A 14,355-nucleotide genomic window follows, 5' to 3' on the forward strand; every position below is an offset into this window, starting at 1 on the left:
AGCCCTATCTTGGGGTTTTAACATCTCTTTTGGCGATCGCTCACTTTACTTCATTCTATATTCGCGAATAGCGAATGTAAGTGTTTGCTGCCTCGAATAGAGAAAAGACCAGATTCTGAATCAAAAAGGGGTATAGCCGAGATACGCGCAAAATAGGACATGACGTAAAGTTTTGTAAATATAAGACAAAATGACTTGAAGTAGCAAAGCCTGAAATGTTTAGCAGTAAAAGATGGACGCTTTTTGGGTCTGTACGGAGGCAGAGTATTGGTTATACTCTGCCTTATCAAACTGGGTTGAACAGTCAGCCAATTTAGGATGCTTTTGTGCTTGCAAGCTTCCTCGAAAGCTACGTAGGGGCTTATTTGTTACGTTTCTTAATATCACGTCCTATTTTGCAAGTATCTCGGCTTTACCCCCTGTTGCGCCAAGCACTGTGAAGATTAGGTCATTGTAATCTCTGTCTGATTTAGCTGATGATGCGGGTGATTGAGAAATGCTTGTAATTGCAGTAGTATTTGAATAAAAATAGTTTTAAAGATACAAATACTCTTACCTATGATTATTGTTATTATTATAAATAAATTCTAGGAGATAAATTTATGGAGAGAATAGATGCAGAAGAACTACTCAGACGGTACGCGGCTGGAGAAAGAGACTTCGCAGGCTTTAATCTAAGTGGAATTCTTTTGGGTAGACGTTACGCTGACGAGTTAATCAAACGATATCAAACTGAAGAAAACACCAGAATTGGAGGAGTCAACCTGCGCGGTATAAACCTGAGCGGCACTAATCTGGAAGGGGCTAACCTAGAAGCCGTTGATTTTATGGGGGCCAATTTGAGTGGAGCCAACTTGACTGGAGCTATATTGCAGGTGGCGAGGCTCAATGAAGCTAACCTGAGCGGAGCTAACCTCAGAGAAGTTATCCTTAGCTCGGCTCGACTGCATCAAACTAACTTGAGTGGGGCTATTTTGGAAAGAGCTGTCTCGTATGATGCGGAATTCATAGGGACGATTCTGAAACAAGCAAAGCTCAGGGGGGCTGGTTTAGAGACTTCTAGCTTTATTGACGTTGATTTTACCAGTGCTGATTTAAGAGAGGTAGGTATAGGACCAGCTACCATCAAGCAATGCAACTTTACCAAAGCCAATTGGAATCGAGGGTGTATTCAACGGTGTACGTTTATCGATTGCAATTTTACCAAGGCTAGCTTTAGCAAAGCTGGGGCCATCGAATCAAGCTTTATTCGATGTAATTTTACAGATGCTAAATTGGAGAAGATTAAAATTTTTGATGCCTCTACGACAGATTCTATTTTTTAAATAGTTAGAGTGAGAGAGGGTCAATAAATGTTGGATTTGACCCTCTGACTGACCTGGGAATAAATCTCTAAATTATTCGTTTATGGCAAGCGCTCAAAGATTGTATTCTTAATCCGTTCTTTGCCTGGAGACTCTGGCAGATTAGATAAGAATTGGTATTGGGGAGATATACCTGGCAAATCTCCATTGAGCAAGTCTTCCAAGTTTTGGATCGTTTGTTTTTGATACCCACTTCTTGCGTCGTTACCCAAATAGATACCATAGTGAGCATACTGAGGGAGTTCGGTGTTTTTGTCTTTTGTCATAACTACTTTCCACAGACCGACTGGGAATTGAATGAGGGGATCTAAGTTTGAATTCTGCGAGATCCCCGTATAGGGACGCTGGCTGGGATTGTCGTAGTATCCATATCCCCCGGCAAACATATAGGTTTCCAGACCGTTTGAGTCAGGCGAGTTACGTATTACAGCCCTGACTTGATTTTCAATAGTCTCCCAAATTCCTCGATTGTTACTACTCTCTTGAGGAAGTAAGTTCGTCGTTAAGAAAGTGGCATAAAGATCCTTAGTTGTCCTGCTTCTATCAGCAGCCGGAGCCATGTGACCCCGATCTATTTCGAGGATAGGAATGTAGTTCCCATTTTCATTAATTTCAAAATCTATGTACCCATCGGCATACCGATCGCCTTTTCGGTTGTCTACTACTTGCCCGTCTTTATCTTTGAGAGAAAGCGCATCGTAGTCACTATCTTTAACCGAATACCAGCCAGTTTTTACTAATTCCGGGTCTTGGGCAAAGCCGAAAAACTGCGGTCTTTTAACAGTCCCCAACCAAGTTTTATCTAACTTCCAACCAACCCAATTAACGGTGTTTTTGCTGCGGTTATAAGAAAGGGTGTATTGAGGCTTTTCAATCAAAAAGTTATTTTCAAACTGAAGATCGTTTCTGGCTTCAGTAGGATTCCCCCACTTGAGAACTTCACTCTTGAAGAATGCGTTGTCTATATACACAGGCTCCGCACCTTGCAATTCAAACGTGAGTTTGGCAACTTTACCTCTCAGGCTGGGAGGTACATCAATATGGAAAGTTTCAAAGCCAGATGAGCCGTAACCAATGGTATCTTTATCATAGCCATAGTCGGCAGGTATACTAACGTCATAAGGTTTGCGAGTCTCATCAGCAGCATTCCGCACAGTCAAGCTAGTGCGGGTAGCTTTCTCCTTTTGGGGGTTAGCAGATTTTAAAGAAATTTCTCCAATTTTTACATTTTCCAGCGAACCTACTTCCTCCAGATACACCTTGAGTCTTCCACCTTTGTTCAAAGATGACTCTGGAACGTGAAGATCTAAACGCAATACTCCCCAATCCGGTACCACAAAGCGATTGTGCGTAATGCTCTCGCCCGCACCTAATTTCAGAGCATAATTGGGTTGATAATCTTGAGCTTGAGAGTTAATACCTAATAAGCTCAAGTAATTGGAAAAATTGGGAGATTGTTGAGCTATCTGACTCCACTCTACAAGATTGTTGATAGGTGACACCAACTTTGATGTACCACCATGAAAAGACCACCCAGGAATTTCCTGAGAAATAGCATTCCGACCCAACTTTTCCGGCTCACTCTTATTCGGAATAAACTGGTCAAAATTGCCATTAAACAGAGTAGGAACCGCATAATCCCCCCGCATACCAGCTTCGAGCGTATTATCAAAACTCACCGGAACGCGCCCAAAAGAACTAAACGTCCGCTGCTCTTTACCTCCACCCAAAACAGAATAAAACCAACCCTCACCAACCCCTTCACCATTGCCATTATCATACCAAGGTTTAGCTGCCGGGAAATTCGGATCGAACAATTCGGGTAAACCCATTTTACCCAACATATCGTTAACTGCTTGAGGCTTCTCAGAAGCCTCCACATGAGGATACTGAAGTAAAACTTCCTCCAAGTCTAAATCAACCGTCCCCGCATACCATCCAAATGCTCGCTTGTGCGTCCCTGCAATAACATCATCCTTAGTAAACCCAATCCGACTATTTATCCGACCTGGTTCCTCATTACGAGTACCGAGTAAAATCTCTCGGTCTGCCTTCCCTAAAGTATCGCCATTAGTAGCTTTAGGAAAATTCAGTCCAGCAGGTTTTGGATTCTTATCCAACTCCTCTTGTGGAAGTAGACCCAAAGCACGACCATTAGGAGTAGCAGTAACACCATTAGGATCTGCCACAGTCTGATAATAATTATCAGCAAACGTCACATTATTCCAAACTTGAACCTTGGGTTCGTAGAAATCGCTGAAATTTGTGGCGATAAAGTCCAGTAAATTTAACTTCAAATTAGGTTGGTAGAAATCATGGGGGTCAACAGTTGTCATTTGCAAGTCACGATTGTTAGAACCCTGTACCCCGCCCGCTTGGGGGAAGAAAGTCCCTAAACGCTGTACGATTTCGCTATTGACAACAGTACCCCGACTGAAACCCATGAAGTGCAGCGGCGAATTGAACAAATCCCCCTGCTGGCGAATCAGCTTCCCTTGGCTGTCGTACAACCGCTGGAGTTGATTGTTTTGATACTCTCCAACCTTACCCCCTAATGCCAGATCCAACTGCACCATAGAAGCAAACAAAGCATCAGCCGCACCCTCAGAAAAGCCAACGTCAGGAATGACTGATTCTCTGTCTAACGACCATTCAGGTAGCAACACTAACGGTTTGTTCTGGTTGAGGTATTTAATCTCCTTTCCATCTATAGCCACACCTTTTTTTAAGTTATTTGCCAAAGTTGACAGATAATTAGCATCGCTGGTCTTAAGCCCCCCGGTCAAATTAGTTATCTCCCGTCCCTGTAAATCGATAGGAATCCAGTTGCCTGTAGGCTTGTCATAGCGCATAATTAACCCGCTGTTTTCAGGTGTGTTGCCGCTAACAGTGGCAATTTTGTTTGCCATTTGGAAAAAGGAATCAGGAATCCCAGACTGGTTAGGCAAAAGTGTAAAACCATGAGTCAATACGCTCACGCTGCTGAAAGGACTGTTGCTAAAAGGAGGTAGGGTTTTAAACTGCCCCAAATCTTTGGTCACAGCGCCGCTATTATTCACAGCTTCAACAGCAAAATTGTAGTTCTGCCCCGCAGTAAGACTCCTCGGTAGCGTGAAGTTAGTGCTAGTATTTGCGGGGTCATTTAAAGGTTGGTCAAGAGGCGTAATCCCGTCGTGTCCGTACCACTTGCCAGTATCTTTCTTCCAAGTTGCCGTCAGAATCCGGTTGGGATTGAAATCGTCATAACCGTTCCAAGGCTTGGAAAGAAGTTGACGCTTTTGTGTTTCCGAGAAGCCGGGAAGGAGTGCCGAATCCGATAAATCGACAACCTTATCCCAGGGCAATAAACCCTTCCCTTGCTCGAAGGTACTGACAAAAAGATTAACCTCTTTCACATCCTCCCAACTAGGAGCAAACTGCCATTGAAAAGTCGGAGTCAGGTCACTTGTCGTTGCACCAGGCCCCTTCAAATTCAGCCAGTCAGTCGGTGCAATGCTCAAATCCCGTAAATTGCCGGCTGTAGCGACGGGTGCGCGTGTTGTACCCGGCAGCACCCCATAAGTAAACTGATTAGCAGGTCGGTTCTCCTTAGTAATCCCATAGTCAAACACCCTAACCTTCTTTTATTCCTTTTTATAATACCTAGAAAATTGTAGTATAATTTTGAAACATGAATGTTGAACTTCAAAATACTGGATTTAGGCACAACAAACTGATTGTGTGTAATGCTGTTATCAAATGTTAATCTCAAAGCATAGTTAGGTTTAGCTGGATCGTAGTAGAGATTTAGGAGGAGAGTTATGGACAGAGAAGAATTACTGAGACGATATGCTAATCGGGAAAGAGATTTTTATGGGATCGAGCTGACCAATGTTGATTTAACTGGCATTAACTTAAGTTACGCTAATTTTACAGAGTCTAACTTGAGAAATATCAACTTGCTTAATGCCAATCTGAGTTATGCCAATTTCTCGAATTCAAGCTGGGAAGAAAGCAATCTGCGGGGGGTGAATTTGAGAGGAGCCAACTTAGAAGGTGTTGTGATGAGAGATATTATTTTAGAGAACGCTGATTTAACTGATATTAACTTGAGCAATGCTGAACTAAATGAAGTTTACCTCATGGGTGCTAATCTAACTGGTGCCAACGTGAGTAATACTTCTTTGTATATTGTGAGTCTGGCATCTGCTAACTTGGAGCAAGCTATATTCCGCAATACTACTCTTGATGAAGTTAGTTTTGATCCTCCAGCTCAACGATATATAGAAGTTCGTAAATTGCTCAAACAGTACGCTGCTGGGGAGAGAAATTTTGTGGGGATTGGGCTTCAGAACACTGGGCTGAGCGGGGTTGACCTAAGTGGGATCAATTTGAGCAAAGCCAACCTTATAGCTCTCAATTTGAGCAATGCCAATTTGAGTAATGCTCACTTGCAGGGAGCTAGAATGCTTGGTACTAACCTAAGTGGCGCGAATCTGAGCGGGGCTAATCTAAGCAATGCCGACCTCAGCGGTACGAATCTGAGAAAAGCTAATTTGAACGATGCCGACTTAAGAGATGCTATTTTGAGTGGTGCTGATTTGACCGAGGCTGACTGCGAGAGAACCAAAACTGAAAATGTTATTTTGGTGGCAACCAACCTGACAGGTGCCAAAGGTTTTGGCAGTGGGATAGGAGCTTTTATCTGCAAAACCATTGAACCAGGGGGAGAATTCGTAGAGGGACCCGATTGGATTGAGTAAATAAACTTATAAATTTAATATTATACCAATATTAATTTAACAGTTTTGAGTAGCGATAGGAGACCAGAAATAATCAGAATTTTATTCATAAAAGGTAAGAGTGAAAGTGCGTGCTAATATGAAAGCATAAACAACTTGCATAAGAAAGCTATGGACGTTGAAGAACTATATAGGCGTTACGCTGCGGGAGAGAGGGATTTCTCTGGAGTTGATTTAAGTCGTGCTAACTTAAACGTTGCTGACGTGACATACGTCGAAGACCTAGAACCAGGTCAAAATGACTTGAGCGGTATCAATCTCAGCGGTGCTAACTTGACTAAAGCAAATCTGAGTCTTGTTAATCTCAGCGGTGCTAACTTAAGCGATGCTCAACTTGATTGGGCTAAGCTAGCTGAAGCTGACCTATCGGGGGTCAATCTTAGCAATGCTAGTTTATCTTCTGCCGAATTATGCCGAATCGATCTGAGTGGAGCTGACTTAAGTGGGGCAAATTTGGATTGTACTGACTCAACAGGAGCCAACTTAAGGGGAGCTAACCTCAGCGGGGCAAGTATAGCTGAAGCTATATGGGAAGCAACTGACTTGAGCGGTGCTAATTTGAGCGAAGCTAATTTGACACAAAGCGCTCTTTGCAATGCCAATTTAACAGGGGCTTGCTTAAGAGATACAAATTTAGAGGAGCCTTCGCTAGATGGAGCTAATTTAACCAATGTAGACTTAAGTGAATCTTTCATCAATTTAGATATGGCTAACATTAACAGAATTAGGGGCGCAATTTTGTGTAATACAACTATGCCAGATGGCAGTATTAGGAATGACCATTGTCAGTAAATAAGTTTTCTGTATTAAAAGTAGCGAGGAAGAATTGATTCGCCCTCGCTAGTTAAGCAATTATTGCCAAGTGTTAGCTACTACCAAAACTTAGGTAACTACATTTGGAAAATCATTAACTGTCACTGAACCAATATAGGATCGGCTCTCCAATATATTTTCAATTTCATCTGGGAGGTTGGAGAGAAGGTCAAGACCTGTAAGTTCTTCAATCCTGTCAACAGTAGTTATGTTTTCCGGATCAAACCACGGTATTCGCGTTGTACCGGGATAATTAGGAAAATTAGGTAGCATGACAGCTATTACAGGTGTATTTGCTGTTACATCTGCTATACCTTGTCCAGGTCTTAGAGGTACAATCACTTTCCACATGAATTCAGGAAGATTAATGTTCTCTATATTGAGGGGGTTATCGGGTGGTAATTCGTCATTATACGATTCATATCCACCCGCAATGTTATACAATTCCCAACCACGATCCTTAACAATTCCCTTACTAAAGACTTCTAACGCTCGCCATGCTCCTCTTTGATTCTCCCCTGGTTCTTGTGGAAGTAAGTTCGTTGTCAGGAATGTAGCAAACTGATCTTTCTGAGTTCTTTGACGCTGTTCTCTAGCAGTCAAGTGACCTCGGTCAAAACCACTATTTCGGTATTCCCATCCCTCGGTTGTATCTAATTCACTGGGAAGTGCGCTATCTGACCTCCAAGGGAAAGGATCGTAAGGCTCTGCACCACCCCCCTGTGGTGATCCAAGATTGCCCAACCACGTTTTGTTTAGCTGCCAACTCACCCAATTAGAACCTTTGTTACTCTCATTATAAGACAGCGAATACTGTGGTTTTTCAATCAAATAGTTGTTGGCATTAGCAGCGGCATTCGGTCTAGCTACTTGTCCGTTTAAAGTAGGATTACCAAACATGAGATGAGTGCTCTTAAAGAAGACATCATCAAGATAAACTGTATCATTCCCTTCCAACTCAAACTTAAGCTTAGCTGACTTGCCCCGCAACACTTCAGGTACATCAACATGGAAAGTTTCAAACCCTACATTACCATAACCAATCCGGTTAGTGTCAGTATCAGCATAGCCTGTAGGGTAAGCGATTTCTGCTAAATCACCTGGATTAACTCGACCATCGGCCACTCTCAAGTCAATATTACCTATGGGTTGATAATTTTCATAACCAGGTTCATCGCCTTGGATAGAAACCTTTAACGTGCCACCATTAGGATTAGGAACATGAAGATTAAATCGCAAAGTCCCCCAATCAGGCACAACAAACCGATTGTGTGTAATGCTGTCATCAGATGTTAATCTCAGAGCATAGTTAGGTTGAGCTGGATCGTACCCTACCTCTGTCCTGTAATTGTCAAGACTAGGAATATCCCTCCAATCAACTAACCTACTTGTCGGCGACGTAATATTTGACGTACCGCCGTGAAAAGACCAACCAGGAATCGCATTACTAATCGCATTTCGGAACAAACTACGCGGATTAAAAACAGCATCAAAATTGCCACCAAAAAGAGTAGGAATCGCAAAATCTCCCCGCATCCTGCTTTCTGCTGTATTGTCAAAAGAAAGAGGCACGCGCTCCACATTATTAGTCGGTCGCAAATTAGTAATCGCACCCGTATTGGGATCTTTAGTCAACCCACCTCCAAGAACAGAATAGAACCAACCAGTACCAATACCCTCATTAGGAGCATTAGCAGCACCCAGAGAAAAGTTAGGTTGCCCGCTATATTTAGGCGTGTACCAGGGGTTGACACGAGGGTCTTGAGCAGTTCCACTGAAAGAAAAGTCTCTGTCAAACAGTTGCTCGTAATGCCCATCACCCCGACGCCGCGAGATCGGGTCAACAGGTTGCGTACTAGAAGAATTTTGGCGATACTCAGTTAGTCCGAGGTCAGCAGTCCCCGCATACCACGTCAGGACTCTCCCGTGCGTTCCCCCAGCGAGATCGTCTCTGGTAAACCCAGGTAAACTATTTTCATAACCATCAGCATTGCGTCGAGTACCCAAGAAAACCGTTTCGTCAGGCTTCCCTAGAAGTTCCCCCGCACTGTTTCTGGGAAATTTGAGACCTGCTCTAATCTCTGTTCGCAGAGCATCGGGCCCGCTCAAATTGGGAATGTCTCGACCCGCAGGTGTCAGCGTAGGAATTTGTGGAATGCCTTGGTCTAGCCTGGGCACCGTTTGGTAGTAGTTGTCCGCAAAAGTCACATTCTTCCAAACCTGAACCTTCGGTTCGCGGAAATCTGCAAATCCCGCTTCTCCTAGAAATGGTAACTGTACCGAAAAACTTGGTTGGTCAAAATCATGAGGATCTAATGTAGTCATCTGGAGGTCGCGAAACAGAGAATTCTCCTTCCCGCCAGCTAGAGGGAAGTAAGTCCCTACACGCTGAATGATTTCGCTATTGACCACAGCCCCCCGACTGAAGCCAACAAAGTGCAGTGGCGAATTGAAAATTGCCCCCTGAGAGCGAACAAAATTCCCTTGGCTGTCGAAGTTAGCACCACCTCCTAGCGACTGATCTAGCTGCACCAGCGAGGCAAAGAAACTATCTGCTGCTGCCTCCGTGAAGCCAGAATCGGGAATAGCTGACTCATTATTTTGAGACCAGTCAGGCAGAAGCACTAATGGTTTGTTGCTTTGGAGGTAGGGAGCTATATAGCTCGACAAAGCAGTACGATAACTGGGAGCGGCTTGGTCAAAACCATTAGGAAAATAAGTTAAATTACTAAAGAAATCACCCAAGACTTGCCCGTATTTATCGACCGGAACCCAGTTACCTGTGGGCGAGTCGTAGCGCATGAGCAATCCTTCACCCCCAGTAGTAGCAATGCTGTCAGCCATTTTGTAGAATTCGCTGGGAATCCCTGGTGCGGTAATGACCGGAGGCTTAAAACCGTGGGTCAGTACAGTGACGCTGCTGAAAGTGCTGTTGCCGTTGAGAGCAGGCGGTGGCGATGTTTTGAACTGCCCAACATCAAGATTTCGCTTTCCATCCTTGCTCAAAGCTTCAACAGCCCAATGATAAGTCTGACCAGCCGTCAGAGTCCGATTATCGGGCAGCGTGAACTGGGTATTGGTGTTTGAAGGGTCAAGGGGTAGACTACCAAGCCCCACCCAGCCTTGACCAGGCTTCCAAGTCGCTGTGAGGATGCGGTTGGGGTTATAGTCTAAAGTGCCGAACTGGGAGTTCCATTTTGCTAGCAAGTTTTGCTGCTGCTGTGGGCTGAGATTATTGAAGTTTGGATTTTGGATATTGGCGAGATCCTCCCATCTATCCTCTGGCAACAAACCCTCCCCTTTATCGAAGGTACTGACAAAAAGATTAACTTCTTTCACATCCTCCCAACCCGGAGCAAACTGCCATTGAAAAGTCGGAGTCAGGTCACTTGTCGTTGCACCAGGCCCCTTCAAATCCAGCCAGTCAGTCGGTGCAGAACTCAAATCCCGTAAATTGCCTCCAGTACCGACTGGTGCGCGTGTTGTACCCAACGGCACCCCATAAGTAAACTGATTAGCAGGTCGATTCTCCTGAAGAATCCCATAGTCAGCAGCAATACTAATAGCCGGATTTATATCATCAATAGGAACCCTTGTGAAATCAACCGCAGTCACAGACCTCGCCGTAGTAGCATTGAAGAAAGGAGACTTAACACCCCTGTCAAGACTATCAATTTTGAATTGACCGGGATTGTCCAGAGTTTTAATCATTTCCTCAACATCGAAAGCATAAACGCTCCCGCTACCAGTCAGAGAAGGATAAGAGCCATAAAGGTATTTGTTGTCATTAGAAAGCACTAAATCGTTAGTAAGAGCCTCTGGAATCGGTCTGGTAGCACCGATTAATTGAGGATTCGGGCCCAAGGGGTCTTTAATAATCCCAATATTTCCCCCAGAACGCACATCTGCATTAGGGCCAAGACTTCCAGAATTGCGACCAGCCACAAACCCATACCGCCCATCCCGCGTTACAGTGACAGATACCCCCTCATTCACATCAAAATAATCAGTAGGAAAACCCAAACTTAAAGGGGCATAACTCACAGAAGCAGTAAAGTTAAGAGGGTCGTCCGAAGTAATTTCCAACACCCCAAAACCAGGCCCGTCATTCTGGTCAGTATTAATCAGATTCAATCCGTTCGTGAACACCATTTTCGTCGGCTCATTCGTAGCTGCTATTCCCTCGGTCTCCGAAATAGTAGGAATAACTCCAATTTGTTGATGCCACTTACGAGGATTAGAATCTTCATCCTTCGGTCGGTCCTTAGAGTCAATATTGATTGCATAAATCCGACGATTAGGCACTTGCTCATTATTATCAGAACCCGTGCCGAACAGCCGCCGCCCATCACTACTAATTGCCAACTGACTCAATCCTAATGGTGAAGTGACGTTAATAGTCTCAACTACTTTGTGATAAGTTGCCGAGTTAGGGTTGATGTCAAGGACGTAAATTTTCGCTTGATTTAAGTCGCCAATGTAAGCATAATCGTCTCTAGGACTGATGACTATTGACTTGGGTCTAGCGCCCGCCGGCAGGACAATGGGATTGACGCCTGGGGTATTTGGCTGAGTATCTACCTGTCGCAGTACCATTGCATCGACCAATGCCACTTGACCTGAATTCCTCAAGGTTGCGTAAACGCGATTTCCGTCGCTAGTCACGGCTGTTGATTCTGCCCAATCTGTGACACTGCTAGTCCCCACAGGAATTTGAGCCAACAGCAAGTCTTTGCTGTTTGTAGTATCAACCACTGATTCGGGGTTTTTACCGTTGAGAACCGCTACTCGGTCAGAACCGCCCAAGGCTGCAAAAACGTACTCTGCCCCCTGTGGCAGGCGAATTGGATTGCTGTGGTACTGGATTTCTTTGTATACTGGTGTAACACCTTTTTGCTCGACGGTCTGGTTCTGCTTCCTCTCCACTACGATGCCTGAAGCGCCCAGCACTACTGTATCAGGCACTTTAACTGCTACTTCATACTGATTGCCCCCAAGAGAGCGGCTGCGTGTCGGTACTACAGTCCCCTCATACATAGAGTTGCCTGCATAGAATTTAACTGTCAAATCCTCAAACTTACTGCCTTTGGAGTCGCTGGCATTGTTGACCAGAATGTTGCCCCCGGTCAGAAATAAGAGGGGCTCATTGTTCTCAAATGGTTGACCGGAATCATCCTTGAATTTCAGCTCAGCTTTTTGGAGGACAGGAGGTGTTGTGGGGTCAGAAGAAGTTGGGGCTGGCATATTCAAAGCTGCCTTAAATGTTGCAGTGCCGTCGTCGTTTCGCTGCACGCCTACCTCTGTTATGACGGGAAGTCCCACCTTGGGGATTGCTACCACCTGCACTGAAGATATGTCGCGAGTTACGGTAAAGGCTGGGGTGGTAACGAATTTGTCCGGGTCGATTAACTGACCGATATTTCCCTGGGGGTCAATGATGCCAAAAAATGCTAGGGGGAAGTTGTAGTTGAGGGTAAGCTGACCTTTGACTAAGGTGGCGCTGCCTGTGGGACTGGCGTAAACTACTGCGTATTCGCCCGGTCTGACCACACCTGGATAGGGAGGAGACTGGGTGCGAATGTTGCCGTCATCCCCGACTATGCCTGATTCTTCTTGCAGCCAAATCGGATTCCAAGTGCCGGTCGCGTCAGGAATTGCTCCTTTTCGGAGGAAGTATGCTTGAGTTCCTGGTGCTAATCCTTCGGGTGCTGGTACTGCTAGCTGGGCGGGTATATTCAGGGAGTTATCGCTAAAGTTTAAGTTGAAGGCCCCTGCAAATTCAAATCCCGGTGGTAGCGGTAGGGACAAGTTTTGTTGGTTGACTGGGGCAATGCTGACGGTTGTATTCTGTTCTAGAGCACCCGGAGGTATCATTACTGCTAGGGTTCCGTCGTTTGAGTTGATGATGCCACCGTCGGTTCCCAAGGCAGTTGTGCCGATTTGCGGTGCTTCGACTCGAACTGGAATGGTGGCTTGGGCGGTTCCGTGAATGGCTGTGACGGTGCCATCGCCAATGCCGACTGCTGTAATGGTGCCGTCGGGACTGACGTTGAGGATGTTGCTGTTGTTGCTAAAGTAGCGCGTACCTGTGCTGGCTGCGGTTAAGTTGGCTTCGGTGAAGTTGGAGTTTAAGCCGAGGGAGAGTTTTCGGGTTGCACCGGGTGTCAGGGAGACGGCATCTGGGTAGGGGTCTAGTCCGTACATTTCGGCTAGTATCTGATGCAGTTGAGCGTCTGTTGTGGGTGCTGGCATCGTCCCAATTCGGATTGGGGTGACTGCTTGCAGGTTGTTGCGACTCGCGCTCAAAATTGAAGTGCCGTTGGTTAAACCTGTCACTTTCCCGGCTGCGTCAATTGGTGCTACTTCTGGATTGAATGAAGTGTAAGTTAAATAAGAATCTGGCAGCACTACACCTTTTTGGTCGGCAAAATCTCCCAGCACAACTAATTCCGTATTTTCTCCTGCATTGAGGCTCGGATTTCGCTTCACAAAATCTAGATTCAGCAGCGGAACGTCGCTGACATTGACTGTCACCCGCGCGGGCGTTGAACTCCCAAAAGCGTCGCTGGCAAGGAAATCAAAGCTGGCAATTCCAGAGAAACCAGTTGCTGGTTTAAAGGATGCTTTGTTCGTTAAGGGATTGAAAATTACTGTGCCGTTTACTGGACCCTGGACGCTAATTGTTAGGGGGTCGCCCTCTGCATCTGTGGCAAGATTGTCTAATGAAATAGTTGTCTCTAATTCTGTATAAGTCCGAGTGCTTGTTGGTGAAACAACGGGCGGATTGTTGTCAGAATTCGGGGGATTGGCTTCGGCGAGCAATTGTTGTCCTAGAGTCGTATTGCGCCATTCTCTGTCAGGATTGATGACTGTATCTAGCAGGGGTGCGTTTCCTGTTGCGCCACTAATTTTAAAGATTAGGTCATTGTAATCTCTGTCCGAGTTAGGAGGCGACATATCTTCCAGGGCAAAGGTGTTGCCGCTGCCGGTAATGTCGGCTATTTGTAGCAGATGAGCGGTATCGTTGGGATTGGCTGTGGCGATACTAAATAAGGGACGATTTTCGGGGAACAAATTTCCCGAATATGAGGATTGAAGCGATGACTGTACTGTACCATTGGGGACTAACATGACGGCAAACGTGTCGCCTGGTAGCATGGAGAAAGTTTTGATACCCTGATATTCGCCGCTGTCCCAGTCTCCGTCGAAGGGCATCGCACCGGTGAATTTTGCCCCTTCTATGCTGTCGCTAATTACAATGTGTCCGTTTGTGGAATTGCTTAAAACTCTACGGGATGCTTCGGCAATGAATTCTGGAGTTCCGGGTATAAATGCGGACATTCCAGCCAGGCTGAAAATGCCGAGTTCGCCTTCGTAGCCGCCGCCGTCAAATACAT

The 14,355-nt window shown here is 45.3% G+C and carries 5 protein-coding genes; 3 read left to right on the forward strand and 2 right to left on the reverse strand.

The genetic code is table 11. The annotated features are described in order from the left end of the window. The first annotated feature begins 602 nt into the window (after positions 1–602). Positions 603–1,325 carry a pentapeptide repeat-containing protein gene (locus IQ263_RS25410; RefSeq protein WP_194070883.1) on the forward strand — a complete coding sequence of 241 codons (723 nt, stop codon included), beginning with the start codon at positions 603–605 and terminating at the stop codon, positions 1,323–1,325. An 80-nt stretch (positions 1,326–1,405) separates the two neighbouring features. Here IQ263_RS25410 and IQ263_RS25415 read toward each other — a convergent pair whose 3' ends face one another. Beyond that, positions 1,406–4,975 (reverse strand): DNA/RNA non-specific endonuclease, encoded by a 3,570-nt coding sequence (locus IQ263_RS25415; RefSeq protein WP_194070884.1) that lies wholly within the window; start codon positions 4,973–4,975, stop codon positions 1,406–1,408. Between the two features lie 189 nt (positions 4,976–5,164). Here IQ263_RS25415 and IQ263_RS25420 point away from each other — a divergent pair, with 189 nt between their 5' ends. Beyond that, positions 5,165–6,106 carry a pentapeptide repeat-containing protein gene (locus tag IQ263_RS25420; protein WP_194070885.1) on the forward strand — a complete coding sequence of 314 codons (942 nt, stop codon included), beginning with the start codon at positions 5,165–5,167 and terminating at the stop codon, positions 6,104–6,106. A 150-nt stretch (positions 6,107–6,256) separates the two neighbouring features. Then, positions 6,257–6,937, forward strand: coding sequence for a pentapeptide repeat-containing protein (locus tag IQ263_RS25425; RefSeq protein WP_194070886.1), 681 nt, complete (start codon positions 6,257–6,259; stop codon positions 6,935–6,937). Between the two features lie 90 nt (positions 6,938–7,027). Here the strand turns inward: IQ263_RS25425 and IQ263_RS28950 are convergent. After that, the coding region (locus IQ263_RS28950; RefSeq protein ID WP_445286303.1) for a DNA/RNA non-specific endonuclease at positions 7,028–14,355 on the reverse strand (7,328 nt) is incomplete at its 5' end.

The sequence above is a fragment of the Tychonema sp. LEGE 06208 genome (assembly GCF_015207505.1).
Lineage (GTDB): Bacteria > Cyanobacteriota > Cyanobacteriia > Cyanobacteriales > Microcoleaceae > Microcoleus.